The following is a 19,366-nucleotide window of genomic DNA, read 5'->3' as shown; positions in this document are numbered from 1 at the left end:
GGTTCGCAGCGCCGCTGACCGCGGTGTCCCCCGGGGCCTCAGTCCCGGGGGACGAGGTCGGCTTCGTACGCGACGATCGCCGCCAGAACGCGGTTCCTGACGCCGAGGCGTTCCAGGACCGCGCTCACGTACGCCTTGACCGTGCCCTCCACCAGATGGAGCCGGGCGGCGATCTCCGGGTTGGACAGGCCCGCCCCGACCAGGCCGAGGACCTCGCGCTCGCGCGGGGTGAGGGACTCGACGCGGGAGCGCGCGGCGGCCCCCCGGCCCATGCGGTGGGCCCCGAAGCCCTCGATGACGTGCCGGGCGACCTTGGGCGAGAGGAAGGCGGCGCCCTCGGCCACGGCCCGTACGCCCGCGATGAGTTCGCGCGGGTCGCCCGACTTCAGCAGGAAGCCGGTGGCTCCGCCGCCGAGCGCCCGGGAGACGTACGCGTCCTCGGAGAACGTCGTCAGCATGGCGACCGCGGTGCCCGGCGCCGTACGCGCGATCTCCTCGCCCGCGGCGAGGCCGTCGAGGCGCGGCATACGGATGTCGAGCAGCGCCACGTCGGGCCGGTGGGCCTGGGTCAGGGTGACCGCCTCGCGTCCGTCGGCGGCCTCCGCGACGACCTCGATGCCCTTGCCCGCGGCGAGGATGGCGCGGACGCCCGCGCGGATCATCGCCTCGTCGTCGGCCAGCAGGACCCGGATGGGCTCGTTCACGGCTTCCCTTCGTCAGTTCTCACGGCTTCTCCCGTCCCGCACCGGGATCACGGTCTTGTCCACGAGGCGGTCCGCGGCGTCCCCCGCCCTGCCGAAGCAGAGCCGGAAGTAGGGGACGGTGGAGAACAGTCTGGCCTCGGCCCGGTAGTAGACGCAGTCGGCGTCCGCGGGGGCCGGGCGCGGGGCGCGTTCCGCGGGCGGGTCCGCGGCGGTCCGGGACGGCAGGACGCGCTCGGCGTCCGCGCGCGCCTCGCCGATGCGCAGGCGTGCGAAGTCGGCGGGGTCGAGGACGGAGTGCGTCCGTGAGTACGCGTACCAGGCGAAGGCCCCGCCGACGAGCAGTACCCCGGTGGTGAGCGCGGCCCCGAAGGCGACGACGGTGCGGCGGCGTGCGTGCGCGAGGTGGGCGCCGGAGCGCGAGGGCCCGGGTGCGGCTCCCTTGACCGGCAACCGGGCGGTGACCCGGTGGCCCTGTCCGTACGGCCCCGCCTCGAAGGTGCCGCCCAGGTCCGTGACGCGGTCCCGCAGGCCGCGCAGTCCCGAGCCGCCGCGGGACGGCGGGGCGGGGGCGGCGGGGCGGCCGTTGGTGACCGTCACGGTCGTCGCCGAGGCGTCGCGGGTCACCTCCACGGCGACGGGGGCGCCGGGGGCGTGGCGGGCGGCGTTGGTCAGGGCTTCCTGGACGACGCGGTGGAGGGCGCGGGCGGTCGTGTCCTGCGGTGCGTCTTGGAGGGCGTCTTGGGGGGCGTCTCGGGCGGCGTCTGGCGACGGGTCCTGGGGTGCGCCCTGGGCGGCGCCCCGGGGGGACGTGCTGCCCGGCGTCCACTCGCCGCCCCCGTCCCCGTCTCCGTTCCCGTCCCCGTCATCCGGCGGTCCGTCGTCCGTGTAGCTGATCTCCAGGCCGGACTCGGCGGCGCGGGCCACGAGGTCGGCGACGCTCTCCCCGGCCGGGGCGAGCGGGGCCCGCTCGTCGCCCTCCTCGCGGAGCAGCCCGATGACGGCGTGCAGGCGGTCCGTGGCGTGCGAGGCGGCGGCGCGGAGCTCCGCGGCGGCCTCGCGATGCGGTGCGGGCAGGTCCGGGGCGACTTGGAGCGCGCCCGCGCGGACGGCGATCAGGCTCAGCTCGTGGCCGAGGTCGTCGTGCATGTCCTGGGCGATACGGGCCCGTTCGCGCAGCCTGGCCCGGTCGGCGACGATGCGCTGCTCGCGCTCCAGCTGCTCGGCGCGTGCCCAGCCGGCGGCGGCCAGTTCGCGGTTCTGGCGCCAGTAGCGGCCCGCGAGCCAGGGGAAGACCGCGCCGAAGAGCAGCGTGCCGATGAGGACGAGCCACTCGACCACGGGGTCGACGTCCCGTACGGCGATCTTGGCCGTGCCGATCAGGGCGACCGCCCCGAAGCCGAGCGCAGCGCGCCGGGGGCGGCCGGCCCCGCGGCCCATCAGCAGCGCGAACACCGTCAGGGCGGGGCCGTGGGAGAGGGTGAAGAGGGAGGGGGCGGTGGCCAGGCCGAGGGCCGCGGCGAGGAGGAACGCGAGGAGAGGGCTCGCCCGGCGGACGGCGACGGCTCCGGCGAGGACGGCGAGCGCGGTGAGCTGTTGCCGCGCGTCGGCCGGTTCGTTCATGCCGAGTCGGTCCACCGTCACCACGGGTGCGGCCAGCGCCACCCACAGCAGTGCGCTCCTGGTGCGTCTCTCCACGGCCCCGACGCTACTCGGCGTCGCCGCGCCGCCGCCCCTGCCGATCGTCAGGTCCTCGGTCACCGCCGCGCGGATTCCCGCCGGGGCCGCCCGCACATCCGCCCGCACACCCGTACGCCCATACGCCCGCCCCGCAGCACGACACCCGGATAAGACGAAAACCGCCGGCGCCGTGGCAGGATCGTTGGTGCCATGACTGCTCCCGCGAAGCCCTTGCCGCACAGCCCGAGCCCCGGGGACGCCCCCGGGTCCGCGGGCGACGCCCTGCACCGTCCCGTCATCGCATGGTTCGACGCGCACGCCCGTGATCTGCCGTGGCGGCGCGAGGACGCCGGCCCCTGGGGCGTGATGGTCAGCGAGTTCATGCTCCAGCAGACGCCGGTCAGCCGGGTCCTGCCGGTGTACGAGCAGTGGCTCGCCCGCTGGCCCCGCCCCGCCGACCTCGCCAAGGAGGCGCCGGGCGAGGCCGTCCGCGCCTGGGGGCGGCTCGGCTACCCGCGCCGCGCCCTGCGGCTGCACGGCGCGGCCGTCGCCATAACGGAGCGGCACGGCGGCGACGTCCCCACGGAGCACGCCCAGTTGCTGGCCCTGCCCGGCATCGGGGAGTACACGGCCGCCGCCGTGGCCTCGTTCGCGTACGGGCAGCGGCACGCCGTGCTCGACACGAACGTGCGCCGCGTCTTCGCGCGCGCCGTGACCGGCGTGCAGTACCCGCCGAACGCCACCACGGCCGCCGAGCGCAAGCTCGCCCGCGCCCTGCTGCCCGAGGAGGAGCACACCGCCTCCCGCTGGGCCGCCGCCTCGATGGAGCTCGGCGCCCTGGTCTGCACCGCGCGGAACGAGGCCTGTGAGCGCTGCCCGATCGCCGCGCAGTGCGCGTGGCTCGCGGCGGGCAAGCCCGCGCACGAGGGCCCGGCCCGCCGCGGCCAGACGTACGCGGGGACGGACCGCCAGGTGCGGGGCAAGCTGCTCGCCGTGCTCCGCGAGGCCGTGGCGCCCGTGCCGCAGGCCACGCTCGACCGGGTATGGGACGAGCCGGTGCAGCGGGCCCGCGCGCTGGACGGCCTGGTCGCCGACGGCCTCGTCGAGCCGCTGCGGGGCGGCCTGTACCGGCTGCCGCTGACCTGAGTTCTGAACCTGGGGGTGGCGGACGCCGCCGCCCTCGGAAACGCAGGTCCTTACGCCGCTCCTACGTCTGTTACACAACCTACGCACAGCCGTGCGTCCGCCGCTGGCTCGTCCGCACAACCTCGTGACAACGCCTCCGTACCTTCATATCCGTACCGCGAAGCAAGGACAGCGGTCGTCCATGGGAACGGAACGGAGGCGGTTTGAGATGGCGCACGGCGAGGTGCTCGAGTTCGAAGAGTACGTCCGCACTCGGCAGGATGCCCTGCTGCGCAGTGCCCGGCGCCTGGTCCCGGACCCCGTGGACGCCCAGGACCTCCTCCAGACCGCGCTCGTACGGACGTACGGCCGCTGGGAGGGCATAGCCGACAAGCGGCTCGCGGACGCCTATCTGCGCCGCGTCATGATCAATACGCGTACGGAGTGGTGGCGGGCGCGCAAGCTCGAAGAGGTGCCCACCGAGCAGCTGCCCGACGCGAGCGTGGAAGACTCGACCGACCAGCACGCGGACCGCGCGCTGCTGATGGACATCATGAAGGTGCTGGCTCCCAAGCAGCGCAGCGTGGTCGTGCTGCGACACTGGGAGCAGATGTCCACAGAAGAGACGGCTGCCGCACTCGGCATGTCGGCCGGAACGGTCAAGAGCACGCTGCACCGGGCGCTGGCGCGGCTCCGTCAGGAGCTGGAGAGCCGCGACCTGGACGCCCGCGCGCTCGAACGTGGGGAGCGGGAGCGTTGCGCGGCCTAGGCCCTGGGGCCAAGAGAAGTGTGAAGGCGGCGAGCACGGCGGTGACCGTGCTCGCCGCCGTCGGCCTTTTTTCCCTCGCCGCCTGCTCGACGGGCGGCTCCGGCGCACGGGACGAGGGCCCGGCCCACAGCGATCCCGTGGTGTCGTCGTCGCCGACCCCCTCCGCCTCGACCGGCCTGCCGAAGAAGAAGATCGACGCGGTGCGGCTCGTCAAGGACGACCCAAAGGTCAGCCCGGCCGTCAAACGGGACCTCAAGCCGTGCGCGGGGGAGACCTACCCGGTCGACGTCTCGTACGGGAATCTGACCGGAGGTTCGGCCTCCGATGTCGTCGTGAACGTCCTGACCTGCGCGGATGCCGTCGGTATCGGCAGTTACGTGTACCGCGCGCAAGGCGGCGGGTACGAGAACGTGTTCAAGGCCGAGGAGCCCGCGTCCGTCTACGCCGAGATCGACCGGGGCGACCTCGTCGTGACGAAGCAGCTCTACGAAAAGGGTGACGCGGTGGCCTACCCCTCCGGCGAGGAAGTGATCACGTACCGCTGGGCGTCGAACCACTTCAGCGAGTCGGAGCGCACGCGCAGCGACTTCAGCGGCGCGGTGGGCGCCGAGCCGACCCCACCGTCCGCCGACTGACCGACCCGGGTCGACACTACGTACGAGACGCATGACACGCACCGAGAAGGACTGAGAGCATCCGATGGCAGAGCAGACCCATGTCCTGTTCGTCGAGGACGACGACGTCATCCGCGAGGCCACCCAGCTCGCCCTGGAGCGCGACGGCTTCGCGGTGACCGCCATGCCCGACGGCCTCTCGGGCCTCGAGGCGTTCCGCGCCGACCGTCCTGACATCGCGCTGCTCGACGTGATGGTGCCGGGCCTCGACGGCGTCTCGCTCTGCCGCCGCATCCGCGACGAGTCGACCGTCCCGGTGATCATGCTGTCGGCGCGCGCCGACTCGATCGACGTCGTGCTGGGCCTGGAAGCGGGCGCCGACGACTACGTGACCAAGCCGTTCGACGGGGCCGTCCTGGTCGCCCGTATCCGCGCGGTCCTGCGCCGCTTCGGCCACGCGAGCGGCTCCGGCTCCTCGGGCGGCGCGGCCGACGCGGGCTCGGCGGCCGACGGGGGCGTGCTGCACTTCGGCGACCTGGAGATCGACACGGAGGGCATGGAGGTGCGCAGGGCCGGCGCCCCCGTCGGCCTCACGCCGACCGAGATGCGCCTCCTCCTGGAATTCTCCTCCGCGCCCGGCACGGTCCTCTCCCGCGACAAGCTCCTCGAACGGGTCTGGGACTACGGCTGGGGCGGCGACACCCGCGTCGTCGACGTCCACGTGCAGCGGCTGCGTACCAAGGTCGGCCAGGACCGCATCGAGACGGTGCGCGGCTTCGGCTACAAGCTCAAGGCGTGAGCGGCCGCGTGATCGACGACGCACGGCGGACCGACGCGGGACGCGGACTCGGGGGACACATATGAACGGGGCGCCCGGGGCGGGCCGGCGGTTCCGCACGGCGCTGCCCGCCGGCCTGCGCACCGGCGTGCGCTGGAAGATCAGCGCGGCCATCGCGCTGGTCGGCGCGCTGGTCGCGGTGGTCCTCAGCCTCGTCGTGCACAACGCGGCGCGCGTCTCGATGCTCGACAACGCGCGCGACGTGCAGGACGAGCGCATCCAGTTCGCCCTGCGCCTCTACTCCGCCTCCCAGCGGCAGACCCTCCAGTTCGGCACGAAGGTCGACGACCCCGCGCTCCCCGCCGAACTGCGGCAGAAGGTCCTCACGGGCCGCCGCGCCACGTTCGTCGAGGACAAGCCGGGCGGCGTGCCGGACATCTGGGCCGCCGTGCCGCTGGCCGACGGGCACGTCCTTTCGCTGCACTCGCGCTTCACCGACCGCAGCGCCACGGTCATGAAGGACCTCGACCAGGCCCTGCTCATCGGCTCGATCACGGTCGTCTTCGGCGGCTGCGCGCTCGGCGTGCTGATCGGCGGGCAGCTCTCGCGACGCCTGCGCAAGGCGGCGACGGCGGCGAGCGACGTCGCCCAGGGCCAGACGGACGTCAGCGTCCGTGACGCCATCGGCGGCGTGGTGCGGGACGAGACCGACGACCTGGCGAGCGCGGTCGACGCCATGGCCGACGCCCTCAAGCAGCGCCTGGAGGCCGAGCGCCGGGTGACCGCGGACATCGCGCACGAGCTGCGCACCCCGGTGACCGGCCTGCTCACCGCGGCCGAACTGCTGCCCCCCGGCCGGCCGAGCGAGCTGGTCAAGGACCGTGCGCAGGCCATGCGCACGCTGGTCGAGGACGTCCTCGAAGTGGCCCGCCTCGACTCGGCGGCGGAACGCGCCGAACTGCAGGACATCACCCTCGGCGAGTTCGTGAGCCGGCGCATGGCGGCGCTGACCACGGACGTGTCGGTGACGGTGGTGCACGAGTCCGAGGTGACCACCGACCCGCGCCGCCTGGAGCGCATCCTCGGCAACCTCGTCGCCAACGCGGCCAAGCACGGCAAGCCGCCGATCGAGGTGAGCGTCGAGGGCCGCGTGATCCGGGTGCGCGACCACGGCCCCGGCTTCCCCGAAGCCCTGCTGGCCGAGGGCCCGAGCCGCTTCCGCACCGGCAGCACCGACCGCGCGGGCCACGGCCACGGCCTGGGCCTGACGATCGCCGCGGGCCAGGCGCGCGTCCTGGGCGCCCGCCTCACGTTCCGCAACGTACGCCCGGCGGGCGCGCCCCCCGACGAACCGGCGGAAGGCGCGGTAGCGGTCCTCTGGCTCCCGGAACACGCCCCGACGAACACGGGCAGCTATCCGATGCTGAACCTCGCGGACATCAAGTAGCCGCTGGGGCGTATCGCCGAGTGCGGAAAAGTCCCGCCGGAACGCCCCCTTTGCGGGGATTCCGGCGGGACTTTTCTGCGACGCGCCCTTACTCAGCCACCGGCGGCGTCGAGCCGCGCAGCGGGACGTCCTTGACGAAGAGGGCCGCCAGCAGCGCCGCCAGACCGATCGCCGCGCCCAGGAGGAACGCGGAGTGCGTGCCCGAGGAGACCGCGTACTGGTACGCGTCGCGCACCGGCTCCGGCAGCTTCGCCAGACTGTCCGCGGTCAACTGCGCCGACTGCTCGGTGACCTCGCCGCCGACCGACCCGGCGCGCTCGGCCATCACGTCCTGGACCCGGCCGTTGAAGAGCGCGCCCATGATCGCCACGCCGAACGACGAGCCGAGCGTGCGGAAGAGCGTGGCCGAGGACGAGGCGACGCCCATGTCCCTCATGTCCACGCTGTTCTGCGCGACCAGCATCGTGGTCTGCATCAGGAAGCCCATGCCCGCGCCGACCACGGCCATGTAGAGGCCCGACGTGAGGCGGGACGTCTCCGTGTCCATCTGGGCCAGCAGGAAGAAGCCGCCGACCAGCAGGACGGTGCCGACGACCGGGAGGATCCTGTACTTGCCGGTGGCCGTGGTGTACCGGCCCGCGACCATCGAGACGACCATCATCGACAGCAGCATCGGCAGGAGCAGCAGCCCCGAGTTGGTCGCCGAAGCGCCCTGCACCGACTGCTGGTAGAGCGGCAGGAAGAGCATCGCGCCGAACATCACGAAGCCGGTGATGAAACCGACCACGGCCATCAGCGAGAAGTTGCGGCTGCGGAAGATGTGCAGCGGCATGATCGGCTCGGCGGCCTTCTTCTGCACGAGGACGAAGCCGATCAGGGCCACGACGCCGATCGCGACGAGCTCCATGATCATGGCCGAGCCCCAGGCGTACTCGGAGCCGCCCCAGGTGGTGACGAGCACGAGCGCGCTGATGCCGACGGTCAGCAGGGCCGCGCCCAGGTAGTCAATGCGTCCCTGCGCCTTCTTCTTCGGCAGGTGCAGGACGGCGGTCACCATGGCGAGGGCGACCGCGCCGAGCGGCAGGTTGATGTAGAAGGCCCAGCGCCAGCCGAGGTGGTCGGTGATGGTGCCGCCGGCCAGCGGGCCGCCGATCATCGCGACCGCCATGACGCCGCTCATCATGCCCATGTACTTGCCGCGGTCCCGCGGCGGCACCAGGTCGCCGATGATCGCCATGACGCCGACCATCAGGCCGCCCGCGCCGAGGCCCTGGATCGCGCGGAACGCGATGAGCTGGTTCATGTCCTGCGCCATGCCGCTGAGCACGGAGCCCAGCAGGAAGATCACTATCGCGGTGAGGAAGACGCCCTTGCGTCCGTACATGTCGCCGAGCTTGCCCCAGATGGGCGTGGAGGCGGCGGTGGCCAGGGTGTAGGCGGTCACGACCCACGACAGGTGGGCGAGGCCGCCGAGGTCGCCGACGATGGTCGGCATCGCCGGGCTCACGATCATGTTGTCGAGCATCGCGAGCAGCATCGTGATCATCAGGGCCAGCAGCACGACGCGCACGCTGCGCGGCTCCGGCTCGGCCCCCTTCTCGTCCGGTACGGCTTTCGCCGTGATCGTGTCCGCCATGTCTCCCCACTCCCCGCGGTCCCCCGGGAACGCCGCCCGGGGCCGGACGCCTTACTTGCCGCCCGGCTAGTTGATTACACTGGGGAAGCTAGACCCCTAACTAGCCGGGCGTCAAGTAAGTTCAGCAGAGTCGAGGAGCATCCCGATGGGCACGGACACGGGTACAGGCAGGCAGCGACGCCGCGGGAACACCCGCGAGCGCATCCAGGACGTCGCCCTCGAACTCTTCGCCGAGCAGGGGTACGAGAAGACGTCGCTGCGGGAGATCTCGGAGCGTCTCGAGGTCACGAAGGCGGCGCTCTACTACCACTTCAAGACCAAGGAGGACATCCTCAACAGCCTCTTCGAGGACCGCACCAGGCCCATCGACGAGCTGATCGAGTGGGGCCGCCGGCAGCCGCAGCCGCCCTCCCTGGAGACCAGGAAGGAGGTCCTGAGCCGCTACAGCGAGATCCTCGTCGAGGCGTCGCCGCTCTTCCGCTTCATGCAGGAGAACCAGGCCACGGTGCGCGACCTGCAGATCGGCGAGTCCTTCAAGAGCCGCATGATCGGGCTCTTCGAGATCCTCAAGGACCCCGGGGCCGCCATGCGCGACCAGGTGCGCTGCTTCAGCGCGCTGTTCACCATGCACGGCGGGATGTTCGCGCTCAAGGACGTCGAAGGCGACCCCGAGGAGAAGCGCGAGGCCATCCTGGAGGTCGCCGTCGATCTGATCACGCAGGCCCACACGGGCGCGGGACCGGCTTCGGAACCGGGCTCGGGCTCGGGCGGCTGAGCGCCCGGGCCCGAGGCCCGGAGCCGGGGGTCAGAGCCTCACGTCAGAGCTTCAGGCCCACCGAGCCGAGGAACGCGACCGGGTCGATCGCCGAGCCGTAGTTCGCCGTCTTGCGGATCTCGAAGTGCAGGTGAGGACCGCTGGAGTTGCCGGTGTTGCCCGAGAGGGCGATGTGCTGGCCGGTGTTGACGTTCTGGCCCACGCGGACGTCGATCCGCGAGAGGTGCGCGTACTGCGAGTACGTGCCGTCGTCGTGCTTGATCACGACGGCGTTGCCGTACGCGGGACCGTCGCCGCCGCCGTTCGGGCCCGCCTTGACGACGGTGCCGGCGTGCGCGGCGCCCACGTTGGTGCCGACCGGGACGGCGAAGTCCTGGCCCGAGTGCTTGTGGGACCACATGTTGCCGCCGAGTCCGAAGGTGGCGGAGAGCGTATAGCGCTCGACCGGGTGGACCCAGGAGGCGGCGGCCTTCTTGGCGTCCGCGGCCTTCTTGGCCGCGTCCTTCTGCGCCTTGTCGGCGGCCTTGGCCTGGGCGTCGGCCTGGGCGCGGAGCGGGTTCGCCGAGACGCCGGGCAGGGCGCCGCCGGCCTTGGCGCTGTCCGCAGCGACCGAGACCCCGGCCCCCAGGACCGCCGAGGCCCCGACGCCCGCGGCGATGACGGCCACCTTCGTACGGAGCATCGACGGGCGGGCCTGGTGGGACTTGGTGCGCTGTGACATAGGGATGTCCTCCGGAGCTTTGACTGAGGGGGCATGCGACCCGGAAACGCGGGAGCGGGTGAGTCCCGCGTTTCACGCATCGCCGTGTCGGCCATCCCTTGGTAACCCGTGCTCCGACCACCGCACAAAGGGCCCATCTACTACCGAAAGCCGTAGCAGGCCGTCATCATTTCAACCTCTTGACGCCCTCAAATCCAGACAATTCCCCCACGTCAGCTTTCCGGTGCTTTTCCGGCGTCGTCGGGTTCCCTTGCACGTCGGAGGGGGGCCGGGGGCCCGTGCGGGGCGTCCGGCGCGGCGTCCCGCCGGACGCGCCGAAGGGCCTGGAGGTTGCGGGCCGAAGGTCCCGGACGCCACCCGCGCCGTACCCACTATTCCGCGTAGTAACGGACAAAACCCCTGTGCGTCATGTCACCGGACGGCAAGATCCACCCGGCCGGGATTGTGACGCCCGCTACTGCCTCGGGCCCTCGTGGACCTGCTCGCGGGCGCGCGGAAAGGCCGTGAGGGCGCGAAAGAGGGGCTCTGCCCCGGACCGTGGGAACGGTCCGGGGCAGCCCCTGTGCGGCGTGCCGGAGGCGGGCCTGCCCGAAGGGCGGGGCCCACCGGTGGCTACGCCTCCTTGCTCAGGTTCGGGCCCGCGCCGCCACCGGCGGCGGACTCGATCGGCGGCACGTCGGGCAGTGCCGCCTTCTCCTCGCCGCGGAAGGTGAAGGTCTTGGTCTCGCCCTCGCCCTCCGTGTCGACGACCACGATGTGGCCGGGACGCAGCTCGCCGAAGAGGATCTTCTCGGAGAGGGTGTCCTCGACCTCGCGCTGGATCGTGCGCCGCAGCGGACGCGCGCCGAGCACCGGGTCGTAGCCCTTCTTCGCGAGCAGTTCCTTCGCGGACTGGGAGAGCTCCAGGCCCATGTCCCGGTCCTTCAGGCGCTCGTCCACCTTGGTGATCATCAGGTCGACGATCTGGAGGATGTCGTCCTGGCTGAGCTGCGGGAAGACGACGACGTCGTCCACGCGGTTCAGGAACTCCGGGCGGAAGTGCTGCTTCAGCTCGTCGCTGACCTTGTTCTTCATCCGCTCGTAGTTGGACTTCGTGTCGCCCTGGGCCGCGAAGCCGAGGTTGAAGCCCTTCGAGATGTCACGGGTGCCGAGGTTGGTCGTCATGATGATGACCGTGTTCTTGAAGTCGACGACCCGGCCCTGGGAGTCGGTCAGACGACCGTCCTCCAGGATCTGCAGGAGCGAATTGAAGATGTCCGGGTGGGCCTTCTCGACCTCGTCGAAAAGGACGACCGAGAACGGCTTGCGGCGGACCTTCTCGGTCAGCTGGCCGCCCTCTTCGTAACCCACGTAACCGGGGGGCGAACCGAACAGACGCGAGACCGTGTGCTTCTCGCTGAACTCCGACATGTCGAGGGAGATCAGCGCGTCCTCGTCACCGAACAGGAATTCGGCGAGCGCCTTGGACAGCTCGGTCTTACCGACACCGGACGGGCCCGCGAAGATGAACGAACCACCCGGACGCTTCGGGTCCTTCAGACCCGCACGCGTACGCCGGATCGCCTTCGAGAGCGCCTTGACGGCGTCCTTCTGGCCGATGACGCGCTTGTGGAGCTCGTCCTCCATGCGCAGCAGACGGGAGGACTCCTCCTCCGTCAGCTTGAAGACCGGAATGCCGGTGGCGGTCGCGAGGACCTCGGCGATCAGCTCGCCGTCGACCTCGGCGACGACGTCCATGTCGCCGGCCTTCCACTCCTTCTCGCGCTTGGCCTTCGCCGCCAGCAGCTGCTTCTCCTTGTCGCGGAGAGAGGCCGCCTTCTCGAAGTCCTGGGAGTCGATGGCCGACTCCTTGTCGCGGCGCACGCCCGCGATCTTCTCGTCGAACTCGCGGAGGTCCGGCGGCGCGGTCATCCGGCGGATGCGCATCCGGGAGCCCGCCTCGTCGATCAGGTCGATCGCCTTGTCGGGGAGGAAGCGGTCCGAGATGTAGCGGTCCGCCAGCGTCGCCGCCTGGACGAGGGCCTCGTCGGTGATGGAGACGCGGTGGTGGGCCTCATAGCGGTCGCGCAGACCCTTGAGGATCTCGATGGTGTGCGGCAGCGACGGCTCCGCGACCTGGATGGGCTGGAAGCGGCGCTCCAGGGCCGCGTCCTTCTCCAGGTGCTTGCGGTACTCGTCGAGCGTGGTCGCACCGATGGTCTGCAGCTCACCGCGGGCCAGCATCGGCTTCAGGATCGAAGCGGCGTCGATGGCGCCCTCGGCGGCGCCCGCACCCACGAGCGTGTGCAGCTCGTCGATGAACAGGATGATGTCGCCGCGGGTGCGGATCTCCTTGAGGACCTTCTTCAGGCGCTCCTCGAAGTCACCGCGGTACCGGGAGCCGGCGACCAGCGCGCCCAGGTCGAGGGTGTAGAGGTGCTTGTCCTTGAGGGTCTCGGGCACCTCGCCCTTGACGATGGCCTGGGCCAGGCCCTCGACGACGGCGGTCTTGCCGACGCCGGGCTCGCCGATGAGCACCGGGTTGTTCTTGGTGCGGCGGGACAGCACCTGCATGACCCGCTCGATCTCCTTCTCGCGCCCGATGACCGGGTCGAGCTTGGACTCACGGGCGGCCTGGGTGAGGTTCCGGCCGAACTGGTCGAGCACCAGGGACGTGGAGGGCGTGCCCTCGGCAGGACCGCCGGCGGTGGCGGTCTCCTTGCCCTGGTAGCCGGAGAGCAGCTGGATGACCTGCTGCCGCACCCGGTTGAGATCGGCGCCCAGCTTGACCAGGACCTGGGCGGCGACGCCCTCGCCCTCGCGGATCAGGCCGAGCAGGATGTGCTCCGTGCCGATGTAGTTGTGGCCCAGCTGAAGGGCCTCGCGGAGCGAGAGCTCCAGGACCTTCTTGGCACGGGGGGTGAAGGGGATGTGCCCGGACGGAGCCTGCTGGCCCTGTCCGATGATCTCCTCCACCTGCTGGCGGACCGCCTCGAGCGAAATCCCGAGGCTCTCCAGGGCCTTAGCGGCGACACCCTCGCCCTCGTGGATCAAGCCCAGGAGGATGTGCTCGGTGCCGATGTAGTTGTGGTTGAGCATCCGGGCTTCTTCCTGAGCCAGGACGACAACCCGCCGCGCGCGGTCGGTGAACCTCTCGAACATCGTTAATCGCTCCTCAGAGCGGTCAGGCAGTAAGGGGTCGGTCCCCTCCCTGTCCTTCCGCAGCTTAGTCCCGCAAGCGGGGACCGCTCATTCCATCTGCCGACACCCGGACCCCATCTCGGAGGTTCTCCTGACCCCGAACGCCGACATCTGCTCCAACCCGATGGTGCGAGACGATGTTCCCGCAGGCCAGACAGTTACCCCCACCATCACTACGCCGATGGCGAACGGAGAACCGCCGGAGCCGCGTGTCGCCCCTCCCCACTAGGGATGTCTTACCCGTTACGACTGACAGTCCATGCGGCGCGCCCCGGTTCCCTCAGCTACGGGCGAACAGCCTTGCGCTGCCGAACACGCCCGCGCGCCCCATTTTCGGACACATGCCGCACCCAATCGGCCACCGTGCGTAACCCCGGAACCGTTTCGGCTGTTGCCGGGACATGGCCCCCACAGTTCCTCAGCCCCGCAGGACGGTCGAGAGCGACCCGGTGCGGCAGTGGTACGAGAACGAGCTCGGCTGGGCGACCGCCCCCGGCCCCGGACCCGGTCAGGCGCGTCTGGTGACGGGTCTGCGCTTCGACGTACTGGAACTGCCCGCCGAGGCGGGGTTCGCGGCGCTGCGCCATCTCGGGCCGAGGGCTCCGGTGGCGCTGCGCGGAGAAACGATGCTGCTGCTGATCGGCGCGGGTGGCGCCGACGAGCTGCCGGGACTGCTCGACTGGCTGGAGTGGGGGGACATCCCCCTCGGCCTCACCGCTGTCGGGGCGGGCGGCCTGATCGAGGCGCCCACGCCTCCGGGGTGGCCCGGTCCGCGGGGGGCCGCTGTCTGGCTGCGGCCCCCGGAGCCCGGGTGCGAGGTGGAGCCGACGCTGCCGGCGCCGCTGTCCCTGCCCGCCGCGGGGAGGGGTGGGACGGTGCACCACAGCGACCCCGCCGCGGGCTCCGATCTCGTACGACTCGTGGACACGGCGGCGACCCAGTGCCACCGCGTCCGGCTGCGGCGTCGCAGCCGTCAGCCGTTGGCCTTCTCGTAAGCCTCGCGGATGGACGCGGGAACGCGGCCGCGGTCGTTGACCTCGAAACCGTTCTCCTTCGCCCAGGCGCGGATCGCCGCGGTGTCCTGGCCGCCGCTCGACGCCGCCGCGCGCGTCTTGCCGCGCCCGCCGGAGCCGCGGCCGCCGGTACGCCGGCCGGCCTTGACGAAGTCCTCGAGGGCGCCACGGAGCTTGTCCGCGTTCGCCGTGGTGAGGTCGATCTCGTAGGACTTGCCGTCCAGCGCGAACGTCACGGTCTCGTCCGCCTCGCCGCCGTCGAGGTCATCGACAAGAAGGACCTGAACCTTCTGTGCCACCGGATTTCCTTTCATCGATAACTTCAAGGCCGGACCGCACGACGTGCGCCGCCGATTCGCGGCCCCTGTTATATGCAGTACTGCAGTACGTCGGAAAGCAAACCGCTTTTGCCGGAAAAACACAAACCCCTGGGAGAGATCCGCAGCCCCGAGAAGCCCGGAAACATGCGCGTTTCGGACATAGGCCACCGGGGCAGGAGGCGGTCACGGAATACGACCGAGACGATCACAGATGCAGAAGCATCCGGCTGTTGCCCAAGGTGTTCGGTTTCACTCGTTCGAGACCGAGGAACTCCGCGACGCCCTCGTCATAGGAACGCAGGAGCTCGCTGTAGACATCTCCGTCGACCGGAGTCTCGCCGATCTCCACGAAGCCGTGCTTGCCGAAGAAGTCGACTTCGAAGGTGAGACAGAAAACCTTGCGCACGCCGAGCCAACGGGCGGTCTGCAGCAACTTCCCCAACAGCTGGTGCCCTACTCCGGAGCCCCTGACCTCGGGATTCACCGCGAGCGTACGGACTTCCGCGAGGTCTTCCCACATCACGTGCAGTGCGCCGCAGCCGACCAACTCGGCGTTGTCGTCGCGTTCCGCCACCCAGAACTCCTGGATGTCCTCGTAAAGCGTCACGGTCGCTTTGTCCAGGAGGATGCGCTCGCGGACGTACGAGTCGAGGAGCCCGCGCACGGCCGGCACATCGGAGGTTCGCGCCCTGCGGACGGAGACCGCTTTTGACTTGCGTTCGCTGAGTTCGGGTCCCTCTGCTGCCATGAGCGGACGCTATCGTTCTGCGCGGTGCTCGGCGTCGCCGGGGTTCTCGGGGCCGCGGGGGTTCTCAGGGCCGCCGGAGTTCTCCGGTCCCCCGGGGTTCTCAGACCTGGCGGGGTTCTCCGGTGGGGTGAGGTTCTCAGACCTGCCGGGGTTCGCCGGTCCGGTGAGGTTCTCCGGTCCTTGGGCGGGCTGTCCTTGGGTGACCGGTCCTTGCACGATACGCATCGCGTCGCTGAGCGCTTCGCGCTGTTCCGCCGACATCATGCCGAAGAAGGCGACGAGCGCGGCGGCCGGGTTGTCGCTCCGCGACCAGGCTTCGTTCATCAGTGCGGCGGCATAGGCGGCGCGTGTGGAGACCGCCTCATATCGATAGGCGCGGCCTTCCGCTTCGCGGCGCACCCAGCCCTTCTGATGGAGATTGTCCAAAACGGTCATGACGGTCGTGTACGCGATGGACCGTTCCTGCTGAAGGTCTTCCAGGACTTCTCGAACGGTCACGGGGCGGTTCCACTTCCACACCCGTGTCATGACGGCGTCTTCGAGTTCTCCCAAGGGACGAGGCACAGTAGAACAATAGTGGGAGACGTCACTATCGGCACTATCGGCGCGAAGCGTATTTACGTGACAAAAAGGGCGTACGGCTCGAAAGGTGTCGAGTCGTACGCCCTCTTGGTGTGGCGAGGTCCCGCTCTCGGGGTGGCGGGGGCGCGCTCTTGGGGTGGCGGGGTCGCGATGAGGCTGTGGCGGGGTCCGGTCGTGGGGCCCCGGCCCCGCTCAGGCGCCGCCGGCCTCCGGGGCGCGGCGGGCCGCCTCCGCGTGGCTGAGCGCGTCCGCGGCCGCGTCTTCCTTGGCCTTGTTGGCGCCGCCCTGGGTCTTCACGATCGTCACGATGAGACCGCCGAAGAACACGGCCATCACTACGGGGGGCACGAGCGCGGAAACGTAGTCCATGCCCTCCAGAGTAGCTAGCCCGCGACGCGCTGGTGCGGGGGGCCCGCGGGTGCCGCGGGTGTCGTGGGCGTCCCGGGCGCCGCCGGGCGTCGCTTCGGCGGGAAGACCTCCGCGGGGGTCGGGACCGGGCGGGCCGGCTCCGGGGCGGGGGCCTGCGGGCGTCCGGCCGGCGCGGGGGCGGGCGCGGCCCCGTCGTCCGCCGCGGTGCGGCCGCCGGGCAGGGCGAGCAGGTGGGAGCGGGACGCGGGGACGACGGGGCGCTCCGGCGCCGCCGGTACGGTCCGGCCCGCGAGGCGGGCGCGTACGGCTTCCTCGGTGAGGGTGCGGCAGCGGTCGAGCAGGGCGGCGGCCGTGGCGTTGCCGCGCAGGGCGCGGAGCGCGGCGAGGTCGTCGGGGCCCGGCCGGTAGCCGGTGCCGAGGACGTCGGCGAGGAGCGCCAGGTAGCCGGAGGCGGTGCCGGGTAGTCCCGCCCGGTAGCGGGCGAGGTCCGCCACCAGGAAGGCGCGCAGTCTGGCGCCCTCGCTCAGGGCCTCGTCGACCGATTCGGCGAGGCGGAGGCAGTCCTGGATGTCCTCGTCGGAGGCGGGGCGTGGATGCAGGGCGAGAGCCAGGGCACGACGGAGCACACGCAGCTCCTCCGCGCTGAAGGCCATACCGCCGCGGGAACCGTAGGGCGTGGGCATGAGTTGACGATAAGCGCAAGTCGGACAAAATCGGCTTAACGCCATTTCAGCGGCGCGGCGGGGGGTGACGGGGGCGTTTGGGACGCCTTTTCGGGCCCTTCTCGGGCCCTTGCCGGCTTGTTCGTTGTGGGGCGGGGCCGCGGGGGTATGTGCGTGCTCGCCATCTTTGCCCGGGCGTTCGGCCGAATGGGCGGGGTCACGCGGAATCCCTGTGCTGTGCTCGCACACACCCCCACGTCCCCTCCGGCCGGAGCGCGTCCGCGGATACCGGGGGGGAGGCCGGGCCCCTACCTCGCCTCGTCCGCCGCGGAGGAACAAGTGGGCGGGGGAGAGAGATCCGCCGCGGAGCGGCGGCTTTGGTTGGTGCGAGCGCGGAGCAGGGGCGAGGGAGGGAACCGCCGGTGGGGACGCGGAGGCCCAGGGGCCAGTTATAGGTGGGGGGTGTTTCGGGCGTAGACCAGGCGGAGGCCGATCAGCGTGAGCCAGGGCTCGTGTTCGTCGATGACCGAGGCCTCGCCGAGCACCATGGGGGCGAGGCCACCCGTGGCGATCACCGTGACGTCGTCGGGGTCGCCGCCCGCGCCGACGAGCTCGCGTGCCATGCGGTTGACGACGCCGTCGACCTGGCCGGCGAAGCCGTACAGGATGCCCGCCTGCATGGCCTCCACCGTGTTCTTGCCGATGACGCTGCGGGGGCGGGCCAGCTCGATCTTGCGGAGCTGCGCGCCCCGTACGCCGAGCGCCTCCACGGAGATCTCGATGCCGGGGGCGATGACGCCACCCGCGTACTCCCCGCGTGCGGACACCGCGTCGAAGGTCGTCGCGGTGCCGAAGTCGACGACGATCGCGGGGCCTCCGTAGAGCTCGACCGCCGCGACCGCGTTGATGATGCGGTCGGCGCCGACCTCCTTGGGGTTGTCCATGAGGATCGGGACGCCGGTCTTGATGCCGGGTTCGACGAGGACGGCGGGGACGTCTCCGTAGTACCGGCGGGTGACCTCGCGCAGCTCGTGCAGGACCGAGGGGACGGTGGAGCAGATGGCGATGCCGTCGATGCCGTCGCCCAGCTCGTCGCCGAGCAGCGGGTGCATGCCCATCAGGCCGTGGAGCAGCACCGCCAGTTCGTCCGCCGTGCGCCGCGCGTCCGTGGAGATGCGCCAGTGCTCGACGATGTCCTCGCCGTCGAAGAGGCCGAGGACGGTGTGGGTGTTGCCGACGTCGATCGTGAGCAGCATCAGTCGCGCACCGCTTCCCGCAGGTCGAGGCCGATGTCCAGGATCGGGGAGGAGTGGGTGAGGGCCCCCACCGCGAGGTGGTCGACGCCCGTCTCGGCGTACGCGCGGGCGTTCTCCAGGGTGAGGCGGCCCGAGGATTCGAGGAAGGCGCGGCCGGCCACGATCGCGACGGCCTCCGCCGTCTCGCCCGGCGTGAAGTTGTCCAGGAGGATCAGGTCGGCGCCCGCGTCGACGACCTCGCGCAGCTGGTGGAGCGTGTCGACCTCGACCTCGATCGGCACCTCGGGGAACTGCTCGCGCACGGCCTTGAAGGCCTCCGCGACGCCGCCCGCCGCGACCACGTGGTTGTCCTTGACCAGGGCCGCGTCGGAGAGCGACATGCGGTGGTTGACGCCGCCGCCCATGCGGACCGCGTACTTCTCCAGGGCGCGGTAGCCGGGCGTCGTCTTGCGGGTGTCGCGGACCTTCGCCTTCGTGCCGTCCAGGGCGTCCGCCCACGCGCGCGTGGCGGACGCGATGCCGGAGAGGCGGCACAGGATGTTCAGCGCGCTGCGCTCGGCGGTGAGCAGGTCGCGGGTGCGGGTGGTGACCGACAGGAGCTTGTCGCCCGCCTCCACCCTGTCGCCGTCCTCCACGTGGCGCTCCACCTCGAACTCGTCCTCGCAGACGACGGAGACGACCGCCTCGGCGACCCGCAGGCCGGCCACGGTTCCCGCCTCGCGGGCGACGAAGTCCGCGGTGGCGACGGCGTCCTCGGGGATGGTGGCGACCGTGGTGACGTCCACGCCGCCCGCCAGGTCCTCCTCGATGGCCATGTGCGCGATGTCCTCGACCTGGAGCGGGTCGAGGCCCGCCTCGGCGAGGAGCCGTGCGAGAGCGGGGTCGAGGCCGCACTCCAGGGGGTCGAACGCGTCGTCCCCGCCGCAGCCGCAGGCATCGCCGCAGCCGCCGCCGGTCGGGGCGAGGGGGAGGTCGTCGGGGGTGCTCACG

19 protein-coding genes are annotated in these 19,366 nt (G+C 71.3%); 7 read left to right on the top strand and 12 right to left on the bottom strand.

The window, feature by feature from the left end; translation table 11 throughout:
* Positions 1-38: 38 nt before the first annotated feature.
* The gene (locus tag DCW30_RS12500) at positions 39-662 is read right to left on the bottom strand and encodes a response regulator (protein ID WP_079250371.1); all 624 of its coding nucleotides are present in this window, start codon (positions 660-662) and stop codon (positions 39-41) included.
* A 54-nt stretch (positions 663-716) separates the two neighbouring features.
* Positions 717-2,399, bottom strand: coding sequence for a sensor histidine kinase (locus tag DCW30_RS12495; RefSeq protein ID WP_076689010.1), 1,683 nt, complete (start codon positions 2,397-2,399; stop codon positions 717-719).
* A 192-nt stretch (positions 2,400-2,591) separates the two neighbouring features.
* Here DCW30_RS12495 and DCW30_RS12490 point away from each other — a divergent pair, with 192 nt between their 5' ends.
* The 5 genes from DCW30_RS12490 (at position 2,592) to cseC (ending at position 7,114) form a co-directional block, all read left to right on the top strand.
* Positions 2,592-3,527 (top strand): HhH-GPD family protein, encoded by a 936-nt coding sequence (locus tag DCW30_RS12490; protein WP_062771652.1) that lies wholly within the window; start codon positions 2,592-2,594, stop codon positions 3,525-3,527.
* Positions 3,528-3,735: 208 nt separating this feature from the next.
* Positions 3,736-4,275 carry a SigE family RNA polymerase sigma factor gene (locus DCW30_RS12485; protein WP_062771649.1) on the top strand — a complete coding sequence of 180 codons (540 nt, stop codon included), beginning with the start codon at positions 3,736-3,738 and terminating at the stop codon, positions 4,273-4,275.
* Positions 4,263-4,910, top strand: coding sequence for a hypothetical protein (locus tag DCW30_RS12480; RefSeq protein ID WP_205576601.1), 648 nt, complete (start codon positions 4,263-4,265; stop codon positions 4,908-4,910). The genes DCW30_RS12485 and DCW30_RS12480 overlap by 13 nt, the downstream gene beginning before the upstream one ends.
* 64 nt (positions 4,911-4,974) lie before the next feature.
* Complete coding sequence (cseB, locus tag DCW30_RS12475; RefSeq protein ID WP_062771643.1) at positions 4,975-5,688, top strand: two-component system response regulator CseB; 714 nt, start codon at positions 4,975-4,977, stop codon at positions 5,686-5,688.
* A 61-nt stretch (positions 5,689-5,749) separates the two neighbouring features.
* Positions 5,750-7,114 (top strand): two-component system sensor histidine kinase CseC, encoded by a 1,365-nt coding sequence (gene cseC / locus DCW30_RS12470; protein WP_076685095.1) that lies wholly within the window; start codon positions 5,750-5,752, stop codon positions 7,112-7,114.
* A gap of 88 nt (positions 7,115-7,202) precedes the next feature.
* On the opposite strand, the gene DCW30_RS12465 is transcribed toward cseC, so the two are convergent.
* Positions 7,203-8,750 (bottom strand): MDR family MFS transporter, encoded by a 1,548-nt coding sequence (locus DCW30_RS12465; RefSeq protein ID WP_076685096.1) that lies wholly within the window; start codon positions 8,748-8,750, stop codon positions 7,203-7,205.
* A 145-nt stretch (positions 8,751-8,895) separates the two neighbouring features.
* Between DCW30_RS12465 and DCW30_RS12460 the strand changes: the two genes are divergently transcribed.
* The gene (locus DCW30_RS12460) at positions 8,896-9,525 is read left to right on the top strand and encodes a TetR/AcrR family transcriptional regulator (protein ID WP_129299891.1); all 630 of its coding nucleotides are present in this window, start codon (positions 8,896-8,898) and stop codon (positions 9,523-9,525) included.
* Between the two features lie 43 nt (positions 9,526-9,568).
* On the opposite strand, the gene DCW30_RS12455 is transcribed toward DCW30_RS12460, so the two are convergent.
* Together DCW30_RS12455 and DCW30_RS12450 are read right to left on the bottom strand one after the other, a co-directional pair.
* Positions 9,569-10,246, bottom strand: coding sequence for a M23 family metallopeptidase (locus DCW30_RS12455; protein ID WP_062771631.1), 678 nt, complete (start codon positions 10,244-10,246; stop codon positions 9,569-9,571).
* Positions 10,247-10,858: 612 nt separating this feature from the next.
* The gene (locus DCW30_RS12450) at positions 10,859-13,387 is read right to left on the bottom strand and encodes an ATP-dependent Clp protease ATP-binding subunit (protein ID WP_030785664.1); all 2,529 of its coding nucleotides are present in this window, start codon (positions 13,385-13,387) and stop codon (positions 10,859-10,861) included.
* Positions 13,388-13,827: 440 nt separating this feature from the next.
* Here DCW30_RS12450 and DCW30_RS12440 point away from each other — a divergent pair, with 440 nt between their 5' ends.
* Entirely contained in the window at positions 13,828-14,421 is a 594-nt protein-coding gene (locus tag DCW30_RS12440; protein WP_062771625.1) for an SCO3374 family protein, read from the top strand.
* On the opposite strand, the gene DCW30_RS12435 is transcribed toward DCW30_RS12440, so the two are convergent.
* The 7 genes from DCW30_RS12435 to nadC form a co-directional block, all read right to left on the bottom strand.
* Positions 14,400-14,738 carry a histone-like nucleoid-structuring protein Lsr2 gene (locus DCW30_RS12435; protein WP_062771622.1) on the bottom strand — a complete coding sequence of 113 codons (339 nt, stop codon included), beginning with the start codon at positions 14,736-14,738 and terminating at the stop codon, positions 14,400-14,402. The genes DCW30_RS12440 and DCW30_RS12435 overlap by 22 nt on opposite strands.
* Before the next feature lie 226 nt (positions 14,739-14,964).
* Positions 14,965-15,507 carry an amino-acid N-acetyltransferase gene (locus DCW30_RS12430; protein WP_063802732.1) on the bottom strand — a complete coding sequence of 181 codons (543 nt, stop codon included), beginning with the start codon at positions 15,505-15,507 and terminating at the stop codon, positions 14,965-14,967.
* A 9-nt stretch (positions 15,508-15,516) separates the two neighbouring features.
* Entirely contained in the window at positions 15,517-16,035 is a 519-nt protein-coding gene (locus DCW30_RS12425; RefSeq protein WP_237283554.1) for a BlaI/MecI/CopY family transcriptional regulator, read from the bottom strand.
* 246 nt (positions 16,036-16,281) lie between these two features.
* The gene (locus DCW30_RS36665) at positions 16,282-16,458 is read right to left on the bottom strand and encodes a hypothetical protein (protein ID WP_162933568.1); all 177 of its coding nucleotides are present in this window, start codon (positions 16,456-16,458) and stop codon (positions 16,282-16,284) included.
* A gap of 14 nt (positions 16,459-16,472) precedes the next feature.
* The gene (locus DCW30_RS12420) at positions 16,473-17,111 is read right to left on the bottom strand and encodes a hypothetical protein (RefSeq protein ID WP_119271249.1); all 639 of its coding nucleotides are present in this window, start codon (positions 17,109-17,111) and stop codon (positions 16,473-16,475) included.
* A 458-nt stretch (positions 17,112-17,569) separates the two neighbouring features.
* Positions 17,570-18,376 (bottom strand): type III pantothenate kinase, encoded by an 807-nt coding sequence (locus DCW30_RS12415; RefSeq protein WP_076685099.1) that lies wholly within the window; start codon positions 18,374-18,376, stop codon positions 17,570-17,572.
* Positions 18,376-19,365 carry a carboxylating nicotinate-nucleotide diphosphorylase gene (nadC, locus tag DCW30_RS12410; protein WP_076685100.1) on the bottom strand — a complete coding sequence of 330 codons (990 nt, stop codon included), beginning with the start codon at positions 19,363-19,365 and terminating at the stop codon, positions 18,376-18,378. Before nadC ends, DCW30_RS12415 begins: the two co-directional genes overlap by 1 nt.
* Between the last annotated feature and the right edge of the window lies 1 nt (position 19,366).

The organism is Streptomyces alfalfae, assembly GCF_004127445.1.
Classification (GTDB): Bacteria; Actinomycetota; Actinomycetes; order Streptomycetales; family Streptomycetaceae; genus Streptomyces; species Streptomyces alfalfae.
This window is presented reverse-complemented; position numbering and strand designations above follow the sequence as displayed.